Origin of the sequence: Streptomyces sp. ISL-12 (assembly GCF_018614415.1) — a bacterium.
Classification (GTDB): Bacteria; Actinomycetota; Actinomycetes; order Streptomycetales; family Streptomycetaceae; genus Streptomyces.
The window spans coordinates 37,910-60,314 of sequence record NZ_JAGGOO010000025.1 but is presented as its reverse complement, the minus strand read 5'-3'; the positions used below and the strand labels follow the sequence as shown (position 1 = coordinate 60,314).

Here is a 22,405-nt window from a genome sequence, read left to right as displayed (position 1 = left end):
GCCCGCCGGTCACACCGCCCCGGGCACCTCCTCCGTGACCCCGTTCAGGGGTGAGGCGGGGTCGCTGCCGTAGGGGCGGGTGAAGATCTCCAGCGCGTGGCCCGCCGGGTCGGTGAAGTACACGCCGCGCCCGCCGTCGTTGCGGTTGATCCGGCGCGGGTGCCGGCCGTGCGGGTCGGCCTGGATCGGCACCCGGTCGGCGACCAGCCGGGCCAGGGCGGCGTCGAACGCCTCCTCGGAGACGAGGAACGCGTAGTGCTGCACGGGGATCTCGGTGTCGACGGTGGCGAAGTCCAGGGTGACGCCGTTGGCGGTGGTCACGGGCAGGAACGGTTCGGCGGGTTCGCCGACCTCCAGGTCCAGGACGTGGGCGAGGAAACGGGCGGACTTCTCCCGGTCTCGGGTGAGAACGATGGTGTGGTTGAACTCGACCGACATGGGTCAATGCCTCCACGGGCATCTCCGCGGCGCCTCCATGCCTCACCCGGCCGGTGACCGGCACGCGACGCCGCGGCCAGGATGTCAGGCGGCTGCGCGCCACGGTGTCGAGCGTTTTTCGGCGTGGTGACCGGGGCTGCCCGGACCGGGGCGGCGGCTCACGAGGAGGCCTGGTCGCTGTCCTTGTGGGCACCCCAGCCGTGCCAGCGCTCGACCTCGATGAGCGCGCTGACCCGGGACCGGACCCGGTCGGGGTAGGCGCCGCCGGTGTAGTGGGTGGAGATGCGGTCGATGTCGGCCAGGCCCTCGTCGTCGCGGAACTCGGCGACCCGGCCGATGAGGGTGACGTGGGTGTACCAGTCCTCCCCGTCGAGGACGGTGAGGGTGACCCGCGGGTCACGGCGCAGATGTCCCAGGCGTACGCGCCCCTCGTCGAGGCTGATCAGGACCCGGCCGTCGTCCTCCCAGACGTACCAGGTCGGGGTGGAGACGGGGGTGCCGTCGGAGCGGAGGGTCGCCATGACGCAGGGGTTGGCGCGGCGCAGCATCTCGACGGCGTCGGCGGGCAGCGGCGGCTTGGACATGCGGACTCCTTGGTCGTTCTGGTTCTCGGTCGTTCTGGTTCTCGGTCGTCCCGGCTCTCAGCCGTTCTGGTTCTCGATCGTCCCGGCTCTCAGCCGTTCCGGCTCACGATCGTCCCGGTTCTCAGCCGTTCCGGCTCTCAGCCGTTCCGGTTCTCGGTCGTTCCGGTTCTCGGTCGTTCCCGTTCTTGATCGTTCCCGTTCGCCGGGGCGGCACGCCCCGTTCCCGGTCAGTCGGACGGCTCCTCGGTGAAGCTGGCGTAGTACGCAGCGGCCATGTCCTCGTCGCCGTGCCCCTGCGCGGCGGCCCGGGACAGGCGCTCGGCGCCCGCGGCGGCCACGTCCAGGCGGACGCCGCCCCGTTCGCCGGCCTCGACGATCAGCCGGGCGTCCTTGGCGGCCGTGTGCACGGCGAACTGCGCGGGGGTCAGCCTGCCCTCGCGGATCAGCGCGGCCTTGGCCCGCAGATAGCCCATGTCGAGCCCGCCGCCGGCGATGGCGTCGAAGAAGTGGTCGGGGTCGACGCCCAGCGCCCCGGCCAGCGCGAGGACCTCGCCGGCCGCGTTGGTGGCGGCGATGACCCAGCTGTTGGCGACCAGCTTGAGCCGGGTGGCGCTGCCGGCGGCGCCGTCCTCGCCGGTCCACACCGTGCGGTTGCCCACCGCGTCGAAGACGGGCGTCACCGCGTCCCGCGCCTCGGCCGGTCCGGCGGCCAGCACCAGCAACTGGCCCGCCTCGGCGGGCTGCCGGGTACCGAGCACCGGGGCGTCGAAGAAGACGAGGCCGTGCTCGCGGGCGAAGCCGGCCAGGTCGTCGAGGGCGTCGACGCCCGCGGTGGTCGACTGCGCCCAGGCGGCGCCGGGGCGCAGACCGGGCGCGGCCTCCCGCATGACGTCGAGGGCGGCGGGGCCGTCATGGAGCATGGTCAGGACGACGTCCGCGCCCCGCACCGCCTCCTCGGCCGTGCCGGCGACGTGCGCGCCGTCGGCGGCGAGCGGCTCGGCCTTGGCGCGGGTGCGGTTCCAGACGCGGACGGCGTGTCCGGCGCGGGCGAGGTTGCGGGCCATCGCGGCGCCCATGATGCCGGTGCCCAGGACACTCACGGTGAGCTGGTCGGTCATGAGGTCGGCTTCCTCCTCCAGGGGGTCACGCGTACGGGGATCAGCCTGCCACCTGGCCGCGGGCGGCCCGGACCAGCCCGTCCAGCCAGGCCTGGTGGCCGTTGAGCATCGGGTTCGGGGTCTGTCCCGCCAGGTCGGCCGCGGGCTTGCCGAACTGCGACTCCTGGGTGAGGATCCGCACCCGGCCGCCGGGCAGGTCCTCCACCAGCCAGGCGTGCAGCACGTCGAGCCGCTCGTCGGGCCCGCCCTCCTAGAGCCGTCCACGACAGGCGGCCCGGGACGCCCTCACCGGGCGCCTGGAACTCGACGACGCGGGCGTCCAGCGGCGGGAACCCGAAGGTGCCGAAGGCGAAACGGACGCCGTCGGCCGGCTCGGGGCCGTCACCGTCCGGGAAGGAGATGTCGGCGACGTTGTCGTAGTACGACTCCCAGGTGGAGGTGTCGACGAGGAACCGCCAGGCCCGGGACGCGGTGACGCCCTGGACGATCACCTCGTTGGAGACGAAGTTGTCGCCGGTGCCGGGCAGGTACTTCTCCGGCCAGTCGATCGCGTGCTGGGTGGTCATGGGGGCCTCTCTCGGTGCTCCTGGCTGCATGCTGGCCGCTCGGGCGGCGCGCTGCCACTCGGCGACGCCTTCGACCGTAGGCCGGGCGCCATCGGCGTACCAATAGGACCTCCGATGGCCGCCATCGGCCCTCCGATGCCCCAGCGGCCGGCGGCACGCCCGCGTCCCGTACGGTACGGCCGTGACTGCCTTCACCGATCAGAGCCACGGGACCGAGGGGAACGCCCCCGGCCGCCACGGCCCGCACGCCACCACCGAGGCCGACGTCCACGCGGTGGGCCCGGTGCGCACCGAGTACTCCCCCGCCTACGACGGCGACCCCGACCCGGGCGAGATCGTCTGGACCTGGGTGCCCTACGAGGAGAACGACGGCCGGGGCAAGGACCGCCCCGTGCTGGTGGTCGCCCGCGAGGCGGCCGGCACCGTGCTCGCCGTGCGGCTGTCCAGCAAGCGGCACGACGCCGACCGGGACTGGGTGCCCATCGGCAGCGGCCCGTGGGACCGTTCGGGCCGGGACTCCTGGGTGGACACCGACCGGGTGCTGCGGCTGCACGAGGCGGGCATGCGACGGGAGGCGTGCGCGCTGGACCGGATGCGGTTCAACCTCGTACGGCACCGGCTGCGGGAGCGCTACGGCTGGAGCTGAGCCTCGTCGAACGTCCGCTCGAAGGCGGCGCGGACCGTGCCGCCCGCGGTGCGGTCCAGGATGCCGAAGACCACGTGCGAGAACGCGGACGCGAACCGGCCGCCGGGTCCGAGCAGCGCCTGGAACGCGCCCGCGACCTGGGCCGGTTCGTTGCGGAAGACGCCGCATCCCCACGCGCCGAGGACGAGACGGCGGTGCCCGTGGGCCACGGCCGTCTCCAGCACCCGCTCGGCCCGGACGGCCAGGGCGCGCGGCAGGTCGGCGGCGCGGTCCGGCGCCGTGCGCAGCACCACGCCCGCGTTGGGCGCGGCGGCGGTGAGGAAGGCGGCGGTGTACGGCGCGTCCAGCAGCCGGCCGCGGTCGTCCCGGAAGACGGGGACGGCGGGCGAGTACACGACGCGGTCGGTGTAGAACGGGTCGCGGTGCGCCCGGTGGTGGTCGTAGAAGTCGCGGGCCCGCAGCAAGCAGGTGTAGAGCGCGGAGGCCCGGCACAAGGCCTCCTCCTGGGCCTGGGCGCCGTTGAGGTAGCCGCCGCCCGGGTTGCGCGCCGAGGCGAAGTTGAGGACCGCGGCATCGCCGCCGAGGCGGCGCGCGGCTTCCAGGCTGCTCTCGCCGGTGACCTCGACGCGTGTGGGTACGGACGGGGTGTCCGGGACGGGGACGGGCTCCGGCCCGTGCAGGCGGGTGCCCGCCCGGGCCGCCGCCACGGCCGCCGCGATCCCCACCTCGCGTCCGTCGGACGCGCGGTAGGCACCCGCCGCGACGATCTGCTCCGTCCGCTGGGCGATCTCCCGCAGGCGCGCGCTCACGGCGCCACCCCCGTGGACGCCGTGACCGCGTACCGCGCGGTCTCCCCCGTCGTGCTCATGAACGCATCGTGAGCGATGCTGGTCGTGCGGTGCAACGGAGTTTTCGCACTCTTGTGCCGTGCCGCGTGAAGGTCTTGGGTGGGACGAGTGTGCGGTCCGGCTGTCCGGCCGGTCCCCGTCGACATGGTGGAATCTCAGGAGGATCCCGACATGTCAGAATCGTTCAGTGGCTGTGACAGGCCACGCACCGCCGTCAGCGAGGCCGAGGTCGAGGCACTGGTCCGCGGCATCGCCTTCAAGACCGGTCCGCCCCGCCGTCTCGGGGTGGAACTGGAATGGCTCGTCCACGAGCTGCGCGACCCGCGGCTCCCCGTCGCCCCCGGACGGCTCGACGCGGCGTACGCCGCACTGCGGTCCGTCCCCCTGAAGTCGGCGCTCACCGTGGAGCCCGGCGGTCAGCTGGAGCTCAGCTCGCCGCCCGCCGCCTCCCTGACGGACGTCGTCGACACCGTCTCCGCCGACCTGGACGCCGTCCGCGCGGTACTGCGCGACGACGGTCTGACCCTGGCCGGCCTCGGCCACGACCCGTGGCACCTTCCTCCCCGCTTCCTGCGCCAGCCCCGCTACGACGCCATGGAGGCGTGCCTGGACCGCACCGGTCCGGACGGCCGCCGCATGATGCGGGCCACGGCCTCCGTGCAGGTGTGCGTGGACGCCGGGTACGAGGAGCCCGGTCCGCTCGGACAGGTGCGGCGCTGGTGGCTGGCCCATCAGCTGGGCCCGGTCCTGGTGGCCGCGTTCGCCAACTCGCCGCTGGCCGCCGGGCGCCCCACCGGCTGGCGGTCCACCCGGCAGCTGTACTGGGAGCGGATCGGCCCGGGCCGGGCGGGCGGCCCCCCGCTGGACACCGACCCGGCCGGCGCCTGGGCCCGGCACGCGCTGGACGCCCCGGTGATGTGCGTACGCCGGGACACCGGGCCGTGGGAGGTCCCCGACGGGCTCACCTTCCGGGAGTGGACCCGGTCCCGGTCGCCCAGGCCACCCACCGCGGACGACCTCGACTACCACCTCACCACGCTGTTCCCGCCGGTCAGACCGCACGGTCACCTGGAGCTGCGCATGATCGACGCGCAGCCCGGGGACGACGGCTGGCTCGTGCCGCTCGCCGTCACGGCGGCGCTGTTCGACGACCCGGAGGCCACCGAGACCGCCTACCGGGCGGTGAAGCCGCTGACCGAGCGCACCGGCGGCCGGCCCGCCCCGCACAACCCGCTGTGGCAGGACGCGGCCCGGCTGGGGCTCACCGACCCGGAGTTGCGCGAGGCCGCCGCCGTGTGCTTCGCGGCGGCGCTGCGCGCGCTGCCCCGGCTCGGCGCCGGCGCCCGGGTGACGGACGCCGTCGCCGCGTACCTGGACCGCTATGTCGCGCGGGGCCGGTGCCCCGCCGACGACCTGCTGGACGAGCACCGGAAGGACCGCTCTTGATGACCGACCCCGCCCACGACGCCGAGACCCTGCGCGAGCGGGCCCTGGCCACGCTCGTCACCGCCCGCGACCGCACCACGCTGCTGACCAGCTGCGTGGCGGAGCCGGACCTGACCGCGCAGCACTCCCCGCTGATGTCGCCGCTGGTGTGGGACCTCGCCCACATCGGCAGCCAGGAGGAGCTGTGGCTGCTGCGGGCGGTCGGCGGACAGGAGGCGATACGGCCCGAGATCGACAGCCTCTACGACGCTTTCGAGCACCCGCGCGCCGAGCGCCCCAAGCTGCCGCTGCTGTCGCCCGAGGAGGCCCGCCGGTACGCGGCCGAAGTACGCGGCCGGGCCCTGGACGTGCTGGCGGGCGCCGCCTTCCACGGGACGCGGCTGACGGAGGCGGGCTTCGCCTTCGGGATGATCGCGCAGCACGAGCAGCAACACGACGAGACGATGCTGATCACGCATCAGCTCCGCCGGGGTCCGAAGGCCCTCACCGCCCCCGATCCGGACCCGGTGCCGCTGTTCACCGGTCCCGCCGAAGTCCTGGTCTCCGGCGGCCCGTTCACGATGGGCACCTCCACCGAGCCGTGGGCGCTGGACAACGAACGGCCCGCGCACCGGCGCGAGGTGGCGCCGTTCCACATCGACACCACGCCGGTCACCAACGCGGCGTACCAGGCGTTCATCGACGACGGCGGCTACACCGACCCGCGCTGGTGGACCGCCGAGGGCTGGGACCACATCCGCCGCAGCACGATCACCGCGCCGCTGTTCTGGCGCCGGGACGGCGGGCAGTGGCTGCGCCGCCGGTTCGGGGTGACGGAGGTGGTGCCGCCCGACGAGCCGGTGGTGCACGTGTGCTGGTACGAGGCCGACGCCTACGCCCGCTGGGCCGGCCGGCGGCTGCCCACCGAGGCCGAGTGGGAGAAGGCGGCCCGGTACGACCCGGCGACCGGCGGCTCGACGCGCTACCCCTGGGGCGACGCCGACCCCGGCCCCGAGCACGCCAACCTCGGCCAGCGGCACCTTCGCCCGGCGCCCGCCGGCAGCTATCCGGCCGGTGAGTCGCCGCTCGGGGTACGGCAGTTGATCGGCGACGTGTGGGAGTGGACGGCGAGCGACTTCCTGCCGTACCCGGGGTTCCGGGCGTTCCCGTACAAGGAGTACTCGGAGGTGTTCTTCGGCCCCGAGCACAAGGTGCTGCGCGGCGGTTCGTTCGCAGTGGACGCGGTGGCCTGCCGGGGCACGTTCCGCAACTGGGACTATCCGATCCGGCGGCAGATCTTCGCCGGGTTCCGCACGGCCCGGTCCGCGGAGGCCGTCTGATGTGCCGTCACCTCGCCTACGTGGGGCCCGCGCTGCCGCTCGGCGGGCTCCTCGTGGCGCCCCCGCACGCCCTGTACCGCCAGTCGTGGGTGCCGCGCCGGCAGCGGTACGGGACGGTCAACGCCGACGGGTTCGGCGTCGGCTGGTACGCCGCGGACGACCCGGTGCCGGCCCGGTACCGGCGGGCCGGGCCGATCTGGGCGGACCGGTCCTTCGCCGACCTGGCCCGGGTGGTGCGCAGTACGGCGGTGCTCGGCGCGGTGCGCGACGCCACCCTGTCCGGGGCGGACGCGGAGGCCGCGGCGGCGCCGTTCGCCGCGGACACCTGGCTGTTCAGCCACAACGGGGCGGTGCCCGGCTGGCCCGGTTCGCTCGCCGGTCTGGTGCCGTCGCTGCCGCCCGAGGAGCTGCTGTCGCTGGAGGCCCGCAACGACTCGGCGTTCGTGTGGGCGCTGGTCCTCGACCGGCTGCGGACCGGCGTCCCCCAGCCCCGGGCACTGGCCGGCACGGTCCTGGAGGTCGCCGCCGCGGCCCCCACCGCCCGCCTCAACCTCCTCCTCACCGACGGGGACACGATCACCGCCACCGCCTGGGGCGACACCCTGTGGTACCTGGCCCGGCCCGGCGGCGGCACCGTCGTGGCCTCCGAGCCCTACGACGACGACCCGCACTGGCAGGAGGTGCCCGACCGCACCCTGCTGACGGCGAGCAGCGCGGAGGTGCTGCTGACGCCGATCGAGGAACCGAGCGACGACCGTTCCCCCGTACGCGCCGAGGAACCGAGCGACGACCGTGCCCCCGCACCCGCCGAGGAACCGAGCGACGCCCGCACGCCCGCACCCGCCGAGGAGTCCCGTACGTGAGCACGTTCCGCATCACCCGCATCCTGCCCGAGGACGCCACGGACGCCGCCCTGCGCGCCGACGTCCTGGCCGGCCTGACGGGCAGCCCCCGCACGCTGCCGCCGAAGTGGTTCTACGACGCGCGCGGCAGCGAGCTGTTCGAGGAGATCACCGCACTGCCCGAGTACTACCCGACGCGCGCCGAACGCGAGATACTCGCCGCCCGGGCCGGTGAGATCGCGGCGGCGTCCGGCGCCCGCACCCTGGTGGAGCTGGGCTCCGGTTCCTCCGAGAAGACCCGGTACCTGCTGGACTCGCTGACCGGACTGCGCGCCTACGTGCCGGTCGACGTCAGCGAGAGCGCCCTCGACCGGGCCGGACGGGCGATCGCCGCCGAACGGCCGGGGCTCGACGTGCACGCGCTGATCGCCGACTTCACCGCCGCCCTGGAACTGCCGGACACGCCGGGCCCCCGGCTGCTGGCGTTCCTCGGCGGCACCATCGGCAATCTGCTCCCCGCCGAACGGTCCGCGTTCCTCGCCTCGGTCCGCTCCGCGCTGGCCCCCGGCGACACGCTGCTGCTCGGCACCGACCTGGTCAAGGACGAGGCGGTGCTGGTCCGGGCGTACGACGACGCGGCCGGGGTGACGGCCGCGTTCGACAAGAACGTGCTGTCCGTGATCAACCGCGAGCTGGACGCCGACTTCGATCTCGCCGCCTTCGACCACGTGGCGCGGTGGGACGCGGAACGGGAGTGGATCGAGATGCGGCTGCGCTCGCGCACCGCGCAGACGGTGAAGGTCCAGGCGCTCGACCTGGCCGTGGAGTTCGCGGCCGGGGAGGAACTGCGGACCGAGGTGTCGGCGAAGTTCCGCGAGGCGGGCGTACGCGCCGAACTGGCGGCGGCGGGGCTGGAGCCGGTCCACTGGTGGACGGACCGGGAGGGCCGCTTCGCGCTGTCCCTGAGCACGGCGCGCTGACGGCGCCGGGCGCCACCGGGCATCACCGCGCGTCACCCGGCTTTACCGGGCTTCACCGGGTGCTCGGGTCGAGGAGTTCGGTGACCCGGTCGGCGGCCCGGCGGGCCTCGGCGGCCGGGCCGGCGCCGGTGAGCACGTTCGTCATGTACTCCTTGATCGGGTTGTCCGCCTCGACCGCGCCCCACTGGGGCGTGGTCGGGGTGGCCCGCCCGTGCGCGGCCCCGGCCGCCATGGCGGCGACGCCCTCCTCGCCCGCGACGGCGCCGGCCAGGGACTTCTTGTTCGGCACGTAGTTCATGGTCCGGGCCAGTTCGGTGTTCCACTTCTTCCCGGTCAGCGCCTCGACCACGGCGACGGCGGCCTCCCGGTCGCCGGTGTTCTCCGCCACGACCAGGTCGGAGCCGCCGGTGAACACGGCGCCGGGGGTACCGGCCTTCCTGCCCGGGACGGGGAAGAAGCCCAGCTCGTCCTCCAGCCCGGGGTTCTCCTGGAGGATGGCCTGGGCCGCGCCCGGCACCGCCACGATCTGCGCGACCTCTTCCCGGGCGAACACGCCCGCCTGCGGCGGGTGTTCCTCGTCGGCGCCGACGGGACCGTCGCCGAGCGCCTGGAGCCGGCGGTAGAACTCCATGCCGCGCAGGGCGGCCGGACTGTCCAGGGTGCCTTCCCAGGAGCCGCCGCCGCGCTGCCGGGCCAGTTCGCCGCCCTCCTCCCAGATGAAGCCGGCGAGCGTGTACCAGTCCTGTCCGGCCAGGTAGATGCCCTGGCCGCCGTTCTCGTCGAGCCGTTCGGTGACGTCGAGCCACTCGTCCTGGGTGCGCGGCGGCCGGCTGATGCCCGCCCGCTCGAAGAGGTCCTTGCGGTAGATGACGACGCGGTTGGCGGCGTACCAGGGGATGCCGTACTGCTGGGACTGCCACGCGCCCGGTTCGGCGAGGCCCGGCAGCCAGTCGCGGATGCCCCAGTCCCGCATCGACTCCAGCGTCAGGTCGAGCAGCCCGCCGCCCTCGGCGTACGTGGGGACCTGGGTGTTGCCGACCTCGATGACGTCGGGCCCGTCCGCGCCGTCCGCCGCCAGCGCGGCCCGCACCTTGTCGACGACGCCGGTCCACTCCTGGAGGCGCAGGTCCAGGGTGATGCCGGGGTGGGTGCGGGCGAAGTCCTCGGTGAAGCGGTCCAGGTACTGCTGCGAGGCGCTGCCCTTCATCAGCCACACGGTGACGGTGCGCCCGCCGGAGTCGTCGTCCCCGACCAGGCCGCAGCCGCCGAGCAGGAGGGCGGCGGCGGGAACGAGGGCGAGCAGGCGACGACGTCTCACGAGGGGTCCTGTTCTGTCCGGAACACGGCGAAGGGACACCCGACATGGGGGGACGAGCCCGTGGCTCGTACGGGTGCCTGGATTTTGGTCCGTACCAATGTCGGGGTCAAGGGGCTCCGGCACATCGCCCGACATGTCGCGCGCCGGCGCGGCGTGGGGCACCGTGGAGTGATGACGAACCACACCTATCGCGTCACGGAGATCGTCGGCACCTCGCCCGACGGCGTCGACCAGGCCGTCCGCAACGGACTCTCCCGCGCCTCGGAAACCCTGCGCCACCTGGACTGGTTCGAGGTGACCCAGGTCCGCGGCCAGATCGAGAACGGCCAGGTGGCCCACTGGCAGGTCGGCCTGAAGGTGGGCTTCCGCCTGGACGAGTGAGCGCCGCCCCAGGGACCCACCCCCTCCGCCACCCGCCCTGCTTTGTAAATGGCATCCATTTTCATATAGCGTCCTCGGTGACCTTGCCACGCCCCGAGCACCGAGGAGCACGTCCCATGGCCGTCCCCAAGCGGAAGATGTCCCGCAGCAACACCCGCCACCGCCGCGCCCAGTGGAAGGCGGCCACCCCGGCCCTCGTCCCGGTCACGGTCGACGGCGTCCGCCACCTCGTCCCGCAGCACCTGCGCAAGGCGTACGAGCGCGGCCTGCTGCACCCCGAGGGCTGACCGCGCGGGAATGCCCCCGCCCGCGGGACGTTGAACCACGTGTGAGCTCACTGACCGCCCGGACCCCGTTCTCCGTCCTCGACCGCTCCCGCACCCGCGAGGGGCACCCGCCCGGTGAGGCGCTGCGCGACACCGTGCGGTTCGCGCGGGAGGCCGAACGGCTCGGCTATCACCGGTTCTGGGTGTCCGAGCACCACGGGGTGCCCGGGGTGGCCGGTTCGGCGCCGACCGTACTGGCCGCCGCCGTGGCCGGCGCCACCCGGACCATCCGGGCCGGGACGGGCGGCGTGATGCTCCCCAACCACCGGCCCCTGGTCGTCGCCGAGCAGTTCGGCGTACTGGAGTCGCTGTTCCCGGGCCGGATCGACATGGGGCTCGGCCGCTCGGTGGGCTTCACCGACGGGGTGCGCCGGGCGCTGGGCCGCGACAAGGACGACGCCGACGCCGACCGCTTCGAGGAGCAACTGGCGGAGCTGCTCGGCTGGTTCGAGGGCACCTCCGCCACCGGCGCGCACGCCCGCCCCGCCGAGGGCCTGACCGTGCCGCCGTTCGTGCTGGCGATGGGCGAGGGCGCGGCCGTCGCCGCCCGCGCGGGCCTGCCGATGGTCATCGGCGACCTGCGCGACCGGGACCGGATGCGGCGCGGCATCGACCGCTACCGCGACACCTTCCGCCCCTCCCCCTGGGCCCGGGAGCCGTACGTCGTCGTCTCCGGCACGATCGCCGTGGCGGCCACCCCCGAGGCGGCCCGGCGGCTGCTGCTCCCCGAGGCGTGGTCCATGGCGTACTCCCGCACCCGCGGCACCTTCCCGCCGCTGCCGCCCGCCGAGCGGGTCGAGACCCGGACGATGACCGCGAAGGAGCGCGGCTTCTACGAGGCCGGTCTCACCGGCCACCTCGCCGGCACCGAGGAGCAGGTCGCCGACGAACTGGAGACGCTGCTGAAGGAGACGGGCGCCCAGGAGGTGCTGGTCACCACCAGCACCCACGACCGCGCGGCCCTGTACGACTCCTACCGGCGGCTCGCGCGGATCGTCGGACAGCCGGTCCGGGGCGGCGCGGAGCACATCCCCGGCCCTCCGGAGACGGCCGTCGGCGGCGCGGCGCTCCGCTGAGGGAGGCGCCACGCCGCCGGAGCGGTCCGGATCACTCGCGGCCCGGCCGCCGGATGTCGTCGACCGTGCCCTCGGTCTCGATCCGCTCCTTGCGGACCCGGCCCCGGACGGTCTCGTCCTCGACGCGTTCCTCGGTGGTCAGCCGCACGCGTTCCACCGGTACCGTCTCGGTCTCGACCACGGGGTGTTCCTCGTACAGGGTGACCTCGTGCTCGGCCTCGCTGATCTCCGGGCCGGAGAGCGCGGCGTCACGGTTGGCCTCCGTGATCGGCTCCCGTTCCAGGCGCACCTCCTCGTGCCGTACGGGGACGGTCTGCTGCACGTCCTCGGTGACCACGTACTTGCGCAGCCGGGCCCGTCCGGTCTCGCGCCGCTCGACGCCGATGTGCAGCCGCTCCTCGGAGAGCGTCATGGCGTCGTCGTCGCGCATGCCCGTGCGGTCCGTTCGGCCCCGGCCGGCGGTGCCCGCCATGCCGGCCGTACCGGCCATGCCCGCCGTACCGGCCGCCGCAGCGGTACCCGTGCCCGTGGTGGTGCCGGTGCCCGTGGTGGTGCCGGTGCCCGGACCACCGGACGCCTCGGCCTCGGACAGCACGCTGTCCCAGTTGACGCCGTAGTAGTCGTAGAGACGGTGCTCCTCGCTCGCCGACAGGTGCCCGCCCGCGTCGATGTCGACGTTGGGCGCGCCCTTGACCTGGTCCTTGGGGTAGGGAACCTCGAGGTGGTCCTCGACCAGGGTCGCGTTGTGGATGGGGATGAACGACTCGCTGGAGCCGAACATTCCGGTCCTGACACTGACCCACTCGGGGCGCCCGGTCATGTCGTCGAAGAAGACGTGCTTGGCGTCGCCGATCTTGTTGCCGTCGCCGTCGTAGACGGGATGGTCCAACAGCATCGTGATCTCTTCGCGGGTGATCATCTTGGCCTCACCCTCCTTCTGGAGTGACGCTTATCTGGTTTTCCGCATCAAGAGACAGAAAACGGCACATGCGTCACAAATTGCACAAACTTTTCGAGTGTGCTTTCCCGTGGTGACCGGTGCGGGCGACCCCGTCCGCCCCTTCGGCGGCCCGGGCGAGGTCACGGCGGTCGGAACAGGCGCCGGCGGGAACAACCGGTCGCACCCGCACCTCGGCCACCAGACCGCGCGCCGACGCCACCCGCCACAGCGAGGTGAGCAGGGTGTCCTCGCCGACGAAGGCGGGCGTCGTGCTCACCGTCCGTCCGTCCGCCAGGTAGCGGATGCGCACCGGCTGGACCGGTACGCCCGCGTCCAGCGCGGCCTGGAACACGGCCCGGCGGAACGGCCCCCGGGCCCGCCCGCACCAGGTGCTGCCCTCGGGGAAGGCCGCGACCGCGGCGCCGCCGCGCAGTTCGGCGGCGATGCGGGCGACGGTCCCGGGCAGCGCCCGCAGCCGGTCCCGTTCGATGAACAGCACTCGCCCGCGGGCGGCCAGCCACCCGGCCACCGGCCAGCCGCGGATCTCGGTCTTGGCCACCATCCGCGCCGGGCGGACGGCGGCGAGCAGCGGGACGTCGAGCCAGGAGACGTGGTTGGCGACGAGCAGCAGCCCCCCGGCGGGCGGGGCGCTCCCGGTGATCCGGACCCGGACGCCACAGGCCCGTACGATCCACCGGGACCACCGGCGCACCAGGGCCGCGGGCACGCGGTGTCCCACCGGCGTCAGCGCGATCCCGGCCAGCAGCAGGACCACGACGGCCGTCAGCCGCAGCACGGCACGCGGTACGGCCGCCGCGGTCCGCGCCCGTTCCACGCACGCCTCGGGGGTGCAGGGCGCGCCGGGCAGCCAGACGCTCACCGGGCGGCGGGCACGAGCGAGAGGAAGTGCCGCAGGTAGCGCGGGTTGACCCGGCTCATGGGCAGCAGCACGTACAGGTCGGCGACGCCGAAGTCGGGGTCGTGCGCGGGTTCCCCGCAGACCCAGGCGCCGAGCCGCAGGTAGCCGCGCAGCAGGGCCGGCACGTCGCTGTGTCCGGCCGGCGTCCCGGCATCCGGGATCCACGGCAGCAGCGGCCGTACCCGGTACTCCTCGGGGGCGAGGTTGCGCTCCCGCACCCGGTCCCAGGTGGCCGACGCGAGGGCGCCGCCGTCGGCGAGCGGGATGGAGCAGCAGCCGGCCAGCCACTCGTGGCCGCGGTCGGTCATGTAGCGGGCGATACCGGCCCAGATGAGCCCGATGACGGCGCCGTCGCGGTGGCCGGGGTGGACGCAGGAGCGGCCGACCTCGACCAGGTCCGGGCGGATCGGGTCCAGCGCGGCCAGCTCGAACTCGCTCTCCGCGTACAGCCGTCCGGCGACCGCGGCCCGCTCGGGCGGCAGCAGCCGGTAGGTGCCGACGACCTGCCCGCTCGTCTCCTCCCGGACCAGCAGGTGGTCGCAGTACGCGTCGAAGGAGTCGATGTCGAGGCCCGGCTGCGGGCCGGACAGCAGCGCCCCCATCTCCCCGGCGAAGACCTCGTGCCGCAGCCGCTGCGCGGCCCGGACCTCGTCCTCGTCGCGGGCGAGGGAGACGGTATAACGGACGGGTGCCGCGGGCTGCGGGGGACGGTCGACGGTCAGTACACCGCTCATGACTGCTCTCCTGGTCGAGGGGCCGGGCTCGGCTCAGTTCTTCCGAGCCTGGCTGTCCTGCGCATGACCAGCGCCGGGAGAGCGGATGTGCGCTTGCTGAATGCCGGGGGCGCGGAACGCGAGACGGGGCCGGAAGGAGCACCTCTCCCGACCCCGCCCGTCCGCACGATTTCGGCGAACGTTCACTGAAAGCGCCCCTGCGAGGGGCGCGGGGCTGTGTCGATTTGCGGCTCCGCCGCGTGGGCGCGACAAGCCACGACGGCGCCGCACCCCGCAACGACGGCTTACCGCTTCCCGGCCTTCCGGGTCGCCCGCAGCCACTCCTTGTTCATGCTCGTGATGGACATCAGCGGAATCCCCTTCGGACACGCGGTCGCACACTCACCGGCGAGCGTGCACCCCCCGAACCCCTCCGCGTCCATCTGCCCCACCATGTCCAGCACCCGCGACTCCCGCTCCGGCGCCCCCTGCGGCAGCACGTTCAGGTGGTTGACCTTCGCGGACGTGAACAGCATCGCCGCCCCGTTGGGACACGCGGCCACACACGCCCCGCACCCGATGCACTCCGCGTGCTCGAACGCGAAGTCGGCGTCCGGCTTCGGCACCGGCGTGGCGTGGGCCTCCGGCGCGGCGCCGGTCGGCGCGGTGATGTAGCCGCCGGCCTGGATGATCCGGTCGAACGCGGACCGGTCCACGACCAGGTCCTTCACCACCGGGAAGGCCGACGCCCGCCACGGCTCGATGTCGATCGTGTCGCCGTCCTGGAAGGACCGCATGTGCAGCTGGCAGGTGGTGGTGCGCTCGGGACCGTGCGCGTCGCCGTTGATGACGAGCGAGCAGGCCCCGCAGATGCCCTCGCGGCAGTCGTGGTCGAAGGCGACGGGGTCCTCGCCCTTGAGGATCAGCTCCTCGTTGAGGGTGTCGAGCATCTCCAGGAAGGACATGTCCCGCGAGATCCCGTCCACCTCGTACGTGGACATGGCGCCTTCGGCGTCGGCGTTCTTCTGGCGCCAGACGCGCAGGGTGAGCCTCATGCGTAGCTCCGCTGGGTGGGGTGGACGTACTCGAAGACCAGGTCTTCCTTGTGCAGGACGGGGGCCTCGCCGGTGCCGGAGAACTCCCAGGCGGCGGCGTAGGAGAACTCCTCGTCCCTACGGGCGGCCTCGCCGTCCGGGGTCTGGGACTCCTCGCGGAAGTGGCCGCCGCAGGACTCGGCGCGGTGCAGCGCGTCGAGGCACATCAGCTCGGCCAGCTCCAGGTAGTCGACGATGCGGTTGGCCTTCTCCAGCGACTGGTTGAACTCCTCGCCGGTGCCGGGCACCTTGATCCGCCGCCAGAACTCCTCGCGGATCTGCGGGATGCGCTCAAGGGCCTTGCGCAGCCCGGAGTCGGTGCGGGCCATGCCGCAGAACTCCCACATCAGCTCGCCGAGTTCGCGGTGGAAGGAGTCGGGGGTGCGGTCGCCGTCGACGGACAGCAGCAGGTTCAGCCGGTCCTGGGTCTCGGCCAGCACCTCCTGCACCACCGGGTGGTCGTCGCCGACCTGGTCCTGGTGGGGGTTGCGGGCGAGGTAGTCGTTGATGGTGGCCGGCAGTACGAAGTAGCCGTCGGCCAGGCCCTGCATCAGCGCGGAGGCGCCGAGCCGGTTGGCGCCGTGGTCGGAGAAGTTGGCCTCGCCGACCGCGAACAGACCGGGGATCGTGGTCTGGAGGTCGTAGTCGACCCACAGGCCGCCCATCGTGTAGTGCACGGCGGGGTAGATCCGCATCGGGACCTCGTAGGGGTCCTCGTCGGTGATCCGCTGGTACATGTCGAAGAGGTTGCCGTACTTGGCCTCGACCGCCTTGCGCCCCATGCGCTTGATCGCGTCGGCGAAGTCCAGGTACACGCCCTGGCCGCCGGGGCCGACGCCCCGTCCCTCGTCGCAGACGTTCTTCGCGGCGCGGGAGGCGATGTCCCGGGGGACGAGGTTGCCGAAGGACGGGTAGATGCGCTCCAGGTAGTAGTCGCGTTCGTCCTCGGGGATCTTGTTCGGCGGGCGGTCGTCGCCCTTGGCCTTGGGCACCCAGATCCGTCCGTCGTTGCGCAGCGACTCGCTCATCAGCGTCAGCTTGGACTGGTGGTCGCCGGTGCGCGGGATGCAGGTGGGGTGGATCTGCGTGAAGCAGGGGTTGGCGAAGTACGCGCCGCGCCGGTGCGCCCGCCACACGGCGGTCGCGTTGGAGTTCATGGCGTTGGTCGACAGGTAGAAGACGTTGCCGTAGCCGCCGGAGGCCAGCACGACCGCGTCCGCGAAGTACGTGTCGATCTTGCCGGTGATCAGGTCGCGGGCGACGATCCCGCGGGCCCGCCCGTCGACGACGATGACGTCGAGCATCTCGGTACGGGGGTGCAGCTCGATGTTCCCGGCCGCGACCTGGCGGCTCAGTGCCTGGTACGCGCCGAGGAGGAGCTGCTGGCCCGTCTGGCCGCGGGCGTAGAACGTACGGGAGACCTGGACGCCGCCGAAGGAGCGGGTGTCGAGCAGACCGCCGTACTCGCGGGCGAAGGGCACGCCCTGTGCCACGCACTGGTCGATGATCTCGACGGAGATCTGCGCGAGGCGGTGGACGTTGGACTCGCGGGCCCGGAAGTCGCCGCCCTTGACGGTGTCGTAGAACAGGCGGTGCACGGAGTCGCCGTCGTTGCGGTAGTTCTTCGCCGCGTTGATGCCGCCCTGCGCGGCGATGGAGTGGGCCCGGCGCGGGGAGTCCTGGTAGCAGAACTGGACGACGTGGTAGCCCTGTTCGGCGAGGGTCGCGCCGGCCGAGCCGCCCGCGAGGCCGGTGCCCACCACGATCACCGTGTGCTTGCGGCGGTTGGCGGGGTTGACCAGCTTGGCCTCGAAACGGCGCTTGTCCCAGCGCTCGTTGATCGGGCCGGCCGGGGCCTTGGTGTCGACGACCGGCGCACCGGTCGTGTAGTCGGCGTAGGAAGTCATGTTCAGCTCACCACTCCGGTCATGACGCCCACGGGGACGGCGATGAAACCGGCCGTGAGCAGCAGCGCGAGGACGTTGGCGACGGTCTTCAGGGCGCGGTCGCGGGTGCGGCTGCCGGCGCCGAGGGTCTGGGCGGCGCTCCAGAAGCCGTGCTGGATGTGCAGGCCGAGGGCGAGCATGGCGACGATGTAGACGACGTTGCCGTACCAGGTGGAGAAGGTGTCCACGACGTTCTGGTAGGGCTTGCCCGACTCGAAGCCGCCGGAGTGCACGGTGCCGGTGGTCAGGTCCAGGATGTGCCAGACGATGAACAGGGCGAGGATGATTCCGCCGTACCGCATGGTGTTCGTCGCGTAACTGGCCCGCTTGCGCTTGTGCGCGTACTTGGTGGGCCGTGCCTTGAGGTCGCGGCGGCTGAGCTGGTACGCGGAGACGGCGTGGGCGACGACGGCGACGACCAGCACGACGCGGACCAGCCACAGCGTCCACTCATAGTGCATGAACGGCTCACCGACCGTGCGCAGCCAGTGGGCGTAGTGGTTGAACTCCTCCGTACCGAAGAAGATCTTCAAGTTGCCGATCATGTGGACGACCAGGTACAGCAGCATGATCAGCCCGCTGACCGCCATCACGGTCTTCTTGCCGACGGTCGAGTCCCACACGGTGCGTGCCATGGACGGCCGTCGGTCCGTCCGCGTTGCCAGAGCCATGTCACAAGACGCTAGGGCCGGACGGCCCCATCGGTCCAAGACATGGTCCGGCTCGTTTCGATAGGCGATGCCTATGATGGGCGGATGCAGTTCCAGCAGCTCCAGTACTTCGTGGCGGTCGCCGAGACCCGCCACTTCACCCGGGCCGCCGATCTGGTCCACGTCTCCCAGCCGTCACTGTCGCAGCAGGTCAAGGCGTTGGAGCGGGAGCTGGGCGCCGATCTGTTCCAGCGGGCGCGGGGCAACATCACCCTGACCGACGCCGGGGAGGCGCTGCTGCCGCTGGCCCGGCGCATCCTGGCCGACGCGGACACCGCCCGGCACGAGGTGCAGGAGCTGGCGCAGCTGCGCGGCGGCCGGGTCCGGCTGGGCGCCACGCCGAGCCTGTGCACCGGCCTGCTGCCGGACGTGCTGCGCGCCTTCCACGACCGCTATCCCGGCATCCGGCTGCTGATCGAGGAGGGCGGCAGCCACGACCTGGTTCGGGAGCTGGCGCGCGGCGCGCTCGACCTCGCGCTGGTCGTGCTGCCGCTGCCCACGCCCTCGCCGGCGCTGACCACGGTGGAGCTGCTGCGCGAGGACCTGGTGGTGGTGTCGTCACCGGAGGAGCCGAGGCCCGGGGGCGGGCGGCGGGCGGTGGACATCGGCGACCTGGAGGGCGAGCGCCTGGTGATGTTCCGGCACGGCTACGACCTGCGGGAACTGACGGTGGCGGCGTGCCGCTCCGCGGGGTTCGAGCCGACGTTCGCGGTCGAGGGCGGTGAGATGGACGCCGTGCTCGGTTTCGTGCGGGCGGGGCTCGGGATCGCCGTCGTGCCCCGGATGGTGGCGGCGCGGTCGGGGCGGGGGCTGCGGGTCACTCCGCTGACCCGGCCCGGACTGCACCGGACCATCGCGCTGGCCCACCGCAGCGATGTGGCTCCGCCTCGGGCGGCGCGGGAACTCCAGCGGATGCTGCTGGAACGGTGACTGTTCCACGCCGGACGAGGGCGTGTCCCCAGGGGCGCGGGGACTGCGCGAGCAACCACGACGGACCCGCGCGTTCCGTCGTCGGGCGCGGGCCCGCTGTGGCTGGTCGCGCAGTTCCCCGCGCCCCTTGGGGTATCACCTCACCCGGCGATGGAACGTCACCCGGTGGCGTCCACCAGCGCCAGCTGGTGCAACCGCTCCGGCGGGCCCGGACGGGCGTAGTACCAGCCCTGGGCGGTGTCGCAGCCCAGTACGCGGAGCTGCTCGGCCTGCGCGCCGGTCTCCACGCCCTCCACGGTGACCGCGAGGTCGAGGCCGTGGGCGAGGGAGACGATGCCCTCGACGATCCTGAGGTCGACCGGGTCGGCCGGGAACTGCTGCATGCTCTGGGTGAAGGAGCGGTCCAGTTTCAGGACGCTCACCGGCAGCCGGCGCAGGTTGGCGAGGTTGGAGTAGCCGGTGCCGAAGTCGTCCAGGGCGATGTCGACACCCATCTCGGCCAGCCGGCGCAGCGGCTTGAGCAGGTCGTCGTCGGCGCCGATCAGCGCCGACTCGGTCACCTCGAGGCAGAGCGCGTCCGGCGCGACCCCGGCCCGCTCCAGGATGTCGACGGTGTCCTGGACCAGCCCGGGGTGGGTGAGCTGGCAGGGCGAGAGGTTGACGTTGATGCGCAGCGGGTCCGCGCCGCCGTCGCCGTACAGCTCCCGCCAGGCGCGGGCCTGGCGCACCGACTGCTCCAGGACCCAGCGGCCCAGCGGCACGATCAGGCCGGTGTGCTCGGCGAGCGGAATGAACCGGTCCGGGCTGAGCACGCCGTGCTGCGGGTGCAGCCAGCGCACCAGGGCCTCCGCGCCGCGCACGCTGCCGTCGCCGAGGTGGACCAGCGGCTGGTACTCGATGAAGAACTCGCCGCGCTCCAGTGCCGCCGGCAGCGCGGTGGTCAGCCCGTGCCGGGTGATGGCGCGGGCGTCGGCCTCCGGGTCGGCCAGTTCGTAGCGGTTGCCGCCCGCCGACTTGGCCCGGTACATGGTGATGTCGGCGCTGCGCAGCACCTCGGCCGCGCTGCGCTCCCCCGCCGGTCCCTCGACGATGCCGATGGAGCCGCGCACGGTGATCTCCCGGCCGTCGATGCCGATCGGCGCGAGCAGGGCGTTCATGATGCGGCCGGCCAGTTCGTCCACCTCGTGCGCGGTGTCCGTACCGGTGGTGAGTGCCACGAACTCGTCGCCGCCGAGCCGGGCGACCATCTCGCCGGGCGCGGTGGCGCAGGCCTGGAGCCGGTCGGCGACCTCGACCAGGAGCCGGTCGCCGGCCGCGTGCCCGAGGCTGTCGTTGACGGTCTTGAAGCCGTCGAGGTCGAGGTAGCACAGGCCGAAGCGCTGGCCCGCACCCGCGTTCAGGGCCTTCTCCAGGCGTTCGAAGAAGAAGCTCCGGTTGGGCAGGCCGGTGAGCGCGTCGTGGGTGGCCTCGTAGCGCAGCCGCAGATTGAGCAGCCGGCGCTCGGTGGTGTCCTCCATCAGCGCCAGCTGGTACTGGGGGACGCCGTCGGCGTCGCGCAGCAGGGAGACCGTCAGGTTGGTCCACAGGACGGTGCCGTCGGGCCGGTAGAACGCCTTCTCCAGGTGGTAGTGCTCGCGCTCGCCGCGCACCAGTTCGTCGTAGAGCCGCCAGGTCTGCGGGGCGTCGTCGGGGTGGGTCCAGTCCCGGACCTTGCCCTGGCGCAGCTTCTGGTCGGTCAGGCCGAACATGCGCGTCAGGGCCTCGTTGACCTGGAGGATGTTGCCGTCGAGGTCGGCGATGCCGATGCCTATGGCGGCGCCCTCGAAGACCGCGCGGAAGCGGGCCTCGCTGGCGTGCAACGCTGCGGCCACCACGCCCTGCGCCCTCAGCGCGGCCTGGGCGATGGCCTCCTGCTCGGCCAGGGTGCGGGCGCGCAGCGCCTGCGCGAAGCCGGCCGCCATCGCGTGCTGCATCCGCGCGGACCGGGCCCGCAGGTCCTCCTGGTCGCCGCCCTCACCGCAGTAGAGCACCAGATAGGCGTCGACGCAGTCCAGCGTGCGGCTGAGCGCCTCGGGGTCGGTGCAGTGGGCGTCGACGAGCGCGGCGCCGACCGCCTTGGCCTCCTCCGCGTCGAAGGCCCGCTCGCGCAGCACCTGGCTCAGCCGCCGGGCCAGCGGCAGCAGTTCGGCCTCGAACTCCGGCCGGGTCGACGACGTCGTGGTGACCGGGAACACCGCCCGGCTCCAGATCGTGGCGAATCTGCGCAGTCTGTCCTCCGGCCCGTCCGGCTGCGCGGTCACGCGGTACGCCCCACGCCCGCGAAACCGGAGAACGCATAGGGGTCCTCGTCCTCCGGCGCGCCCTCGGGGCGCCAGCGCGCCATCGGCACCAGTCCGGGTTCCACCATGTCGTACCCCTCGAAGAACCGCGCGATCTCCTCGCGCGTGCGCATGATCAGCGGGTTGCGGATGTCCTTGTACACGTCCACCGCGCCTGTGGCCCGCTCCGGCGGCAGCGGGATGCCCTCGTACGCGGCGTGCGTGAGGACCAGCATGCTGCCGGGCGCGAGCGCGGAGCTCAACTCGGCCACCGCCGCGTACGGGTCGTCCTCGTCTGCCACGAAGTGCAGTATGGCAACGAGGAGCAGGGCCACCGGCCGATTCAGGTCGATCAACCGCTCCACCTGCTCACTGGCGAGGATCTCGCCCGGTTTGAGCAGGTCGGCGGCGACGATGTCCGCGTCCTCGTCGCCCGCCAGGACCGCCTGGCTGTGCGCGACCGCCACCGGGTCGTGGTCGACGTAGACGACGCGGGCGCCGGGGCAGGCCCGCCGGGCCACCTCGTGGACGTTGCCGAAGGTGGGGATGCCGGAGCCGATGTCCAGGAACTGGGCGACGCCCTCACCTGCGGCGAAGCGCACGGCGCGGCGCATGAACGCCCGGTTGGCCTGCATGACCTTGGGAAGTCCCGGCATGAACTCCATGGCTCTGCGGGCCGCTTCCCGGTCGACCTCGAAATTGTGCGAACCGCCCAGGTAGAAATCGTAGATCCGGGACACGCTGGGCACTGTGATGTCGATGCTCCGCGGGGCCCAGGCGGGACGCTCCATCTGGCTCTCCAAGGCTGAAGGCGATCCGGTGTTCGAGCAGAGGCTACTGATCGTCCGCCAAAGGGGCGAGTCCAAACGGAAATTGACCATCCGTTCCCGGTCACTGCCTCCGGCACGTGCCAGCCGCGGACGGCACGCGGAGGGGCCCGCGGGCAG

General features: G+C 73.0%; 23 protein-coding genes. 9 read left to right on the top strand and 14 right to left on the bottom strand.

Annotation, left to right across the window (positions count from 1 at the left end; all coding sequences use genetic code 11):
- Window positions 1-9: 9 nt before the first annotated feature.
- The 4 genes from J7I94_RS07370 to J7I94_RS38170 form a co-directional block, all read right to left on the bottom strand.
- Entirely contained in the window at window positions 10-438 is a 429-nt protein-coding gene (locus tag J7I94_RS07370; protein ID WP_215166055.1) for a VOC family protein, read from the bottom strand.
- A 158-nt stretch (window positions 439-596) separates the two neighbouring features.
- A complete protein-coding gene (locus tag J7I94_RS07365; RefSeq protein ID WP_215166054.1) occupies window positions 597-1,022 on the bottom strand; it encodes a PPOX class F420-dependent oxidoreductase in 426 nt (141 codons plus the stop codon).
- A 227-nt stretch (window positions 1,023-1,249) separates the two neighbouring features.
- Window positions 1,250-2,140 (bottom strand): NAD(P)-dependent oxidoreductase, encoded by an 891-nt coding sequence (locus tag J7I94_RS07360; protein WP_215166053.1) that lies wholly within the window; start codon window positions 2,138-2,140, stop codon window positions 1,250-1,252.
- Between the two features lie 40 nt (window positions 2,141-2,180).
- Entirely contained in the window at window positions 2,181-2,363 is a 183-nt protein-coding gene (locus J7I94_RS38170; RefSeq protein ID WP_308114508.1) for a hypothetical protein, read from the bottom strand.
- A gap of 524 nt (window positions 2,364-2,887) precedes the next feature.
- Here J7I94_RS38170 and J7I94_RS07350 point away from each other — a divergent pair.
- Complete coding sequence (locus J7I94_RS07350) at window positions 2,888-3,352, top strand: type II toxin-antitoxin system PemK/MazF family toxin (protein WP_215166052.1); 465 nt, start codon at window positions 2,888-2,890, stop codon at window positions 3,350-3,352.
- Here the strand turns inward: J7I94_RS07350 and J7I94_RS07345 are convergent.
- Window positions 3,337-4,161 (bottom strand): TIGR02452 family protein, encoded by an 825-nt coding sequence (locus tag J7I94_RS07345; RefSeq protein WP_215166051.1) that lies wholly within the window; start codon window positions 4,159-4,161, stop codon window positions 3,337-3,339. The genes J7I94_RS07350 and J7I94_RS07345 overlap by 16 nt on opposite strands.
- Window positions 4,162-4,371: 210 nt before the next feature.
- On the opposite strand from J7I94_RS07345, the gene egtA reads away from it, so the two are divergent.
- The 4 genes from egtA to egtD are packed head-to-tail and all read left to right on the top strand — an operon-like array spanning window position 4,372 to window position 8,787.
- A complete protein-coding gene (egtA, locus tag J7I94_RS07340) occupies window positions 4,372-5,646 on the top strand; it encodes an ergothioneine biosynthesis glutamate--cysteine ligase EgtA (RefSeq protein WP_215166050.1) in 1,275 nt (424 codons plus the stop codon).
- Entirely contained in the window at window positions 5,646-6,965 is a 1,320-nt protein-coding gene (gene egtB, locus J7I94_RS07335; protein ID WP_215166049.1) for an ergothioneine biosynthesis protein EgtB, read from the top strand. Before egtA ends, egtB begins: the two co-directional genes overlap by 1 nt.
- Window positions 6,965-7,828 carry an ergothioneine biosynthesis protein EgtC gene (egtC, locus tag J7I94_RS07330; RefSeq protein ID WP_215166048.1) on the top strand — a complete coding sequence of 288 codons (864 nt, stop codon included), beginning with the start codon at window positions 6,965-6,967 and terminating at the stop codon, window positions 7,826-7,828. Before egtB ends, egtC begins: the two co-directional genes overlap by 1 nt.
- Window positions 7,825-8,787 (top strand): L-histidine N(alpha)-methyltransferase, encoded by a 963-nt coding sequence (gene egtD, locus J7I94_RS07325; RefSeq protein WP_215166047.1) that lies wholly within the window; start codon window positions 7,825-7,827, stop codon window positions 8,785-8,787. The genes egtC and egtD overlap by 4 nt, the downstream gene beginning before the upstream one ends.
- Before the next feature lie 52 nt (window positions 8,788-8,839).
- Here the strand turns inward: egtD and J7I94_RS07320 are convergent, their stop codons facing one another.
- Entirely contained in the window at window positions 8,840-10,105 is a 1,266-nt protein-coding gene (locus tag J7I94_RS07320) for an extracellular solute-binding protein (protein WP_308114507.1), read from the bottom strand.
- A gap of 171 nt (window positions 10,106-10,276) precedes the next feature.
- Between J7I94_RS07320 and J7I94_RS07315 the strand changes: the two genes are divergently transcribed.
- From J7I94_RS07315 to J7I94_RS07305, 3 genes are all read left to right on the top strand, one after another.
- The gene (locus tag J7I94_RS07315; RefSeq protein WP_215166045.1) at window positions 10,277-10,486 is read left to right on the top strand and encodes a dodecin; all 210 of its coding nucleotides are present in this window, start codon (window positions 10,277-10,279) and stop codon (window positions 10,484-10,486) included.
- A gap of 116 nt (window positions 10,487-10,602) precedes the next feature.
- Complete coding sequence (rpmF, locus tag J7I94_RS07310) at window positions 10,603-10,773, top strand: 50S ribosomal protein L32 (protein ID WP_215166043.1); 171 nt, start codon at window positions 10,603-10,605, stop codon at window positions 10,771-10,773.
- Window positions 10,774-10,814: 41 nt separating this feature from the next.
- Window positions 10,815-11,888 carry an LLM class flavin-dependent oxidoreductase gene (locus J7I94_RS07305; RefSeq protein WP_215166042.1) on the top strand — a complete coding sequence of 358 codons (1,074 nt, stop codon included), beginning with the start codon at window positions 10,815-10,817 and terminating at the stop codon, window positions 11,886-11,888.
- Window positions 11,889-11,919: 31 nt separating this feature from the next.
- On the opposite strand, the gene J7I94_RS07300 is transcribed toward J7I94_RS07305, so the two are convergent.
- From J7I94_RS07300 to J7I94_RS07275, 6 genes are all read right to left on the bottom strand, one after another.
- Complete coding sequence (locus J7I94_RS07300) at window positions 11,920-12,807, bottom strand: DUF2382 domain-containing protein (protein WP_215166041.1); 888 nt, start codon at window positions 12,805-12,807, stop codon at window positions 11,920-11,922.
- 73 nt (window positions 12,808-12,880) lie between these two features.
- On the bottom strand, window positions 12,881-13,708 hold the full coding sequence (locus J7I94_RS07295) for a 1-acyl-sn-glycerol-3-phosphate acyltransferase (protein WP_215166040.1): 828 nt from the start codon (window positions 13,706-13,708) through the stop codon (window positions 12,881-12,883).
- Window positions 13,705-14,481 (bottom strand): GNAT family N-acetyltransferase, encoded by a 777-nt coding sequence (locus tag J7I94_RS07290; protein ID WP_215166039.1) that lies wholly within the window; start codon window positions 14,479-14,481, stop codon window positions 13,705-13,707. The genes J7I94_RS07295 and J7I94_RS07290 overlap by 4 nt, the downstream gene beginning before the upstream one ends.
- 284 nt (window positions 14,482-14,765) lie before the next feature.
- Window positions 14,766-15,515: a succinate dehydrogenase/fumarate reductase iron-sulfur subunit gene (locus J7I94_RS07285; RefSeq protein WP_215166038.1), complete on the bottom strand. Its 750-nt coding sequence runs from the start codon at window positions 15,513-15,515 to the stop codon at window positions 14,766-14,768.
- A complete protein-coding gene (locus tag J7I94_RS07280; protein WP_215166036.1) occupies window positions 15,512-17,461 on the bottom strand; it encodes a fumarate reductase/succinate dehydrogenase flavoprotein subunit in 1,950 nt (649 codons plus the stop codon). Before J7I94_RS07280 ends, J7I94_RS07285 begins: the two co-directional genes overlap by 4 nt.
- 2 nt (window positions 17,462-17,463) lie before the next feature.
- The gene (locus tag J7I94_RS07275) at window positions 17,464-18,135 is read right to left on the bottom strand and encodes a succinate dehydrogenase (RefSeq protein ID WP_215166035.1); all 672 of its coding nucleotides are present in this window, start codon (window positions 18,133-18,135) and stop codon (window positions 17,464-17,466) included.
- 120 nt (window positions 18,136-18,255) lie between these two features.
- On the opposite strand from J7I94_RS07275, the gene J7I94_RS07270 reads away from it, so the two are divergent.
- On the top strand, window positions 18,256-19,140 hold the full coding sequence (locus J7I94_RS07270; protein ID WP_215166034.1) for a LysR family transcriptional regulator: 885 nt from the start codon (window positions 18,256-18,258) through the stop codon (window positions 19,138-19,140).
- Between the two features lie 158 nt (window positions 19,141-19,298).
- On the opposite strand, the gene J7I94_RS07265 is transcribed toward J7I94_RS07270, so the two are convergent.
- Both J7I94_RS07265 and J7I94_RS07260 read right to left on the bottom strand, forming a co-directional pair.
- A complete protein-coding gene (locus tag J7I94_RS07265; RefSeq protein WP_215166033.1) occupies window positions 19,299-21,440 on the bottom strand; it encodes a bifunctional diguanylate cyclase/phosphodiesterase in 2,142 nt (713 codons plus the stop codon).
- Window positions 21,437-22,249, bottom strand: a complete 813-nt coding sequence (locus J7I94_RS07260; protein ID WP_215166032.1) for an SAM-dependent methyltransferase — start codon at window positions 22,247-22,249, stop codon at window positions 21,437-21,439. Before J7I94_RS07260 ends, J7I94_RS07265 begins: the two co-directional genes overlap by 4 nt.
- Between the last annotated feature and the right edge of the window lie 156 nt (window positions 22,250-22,405).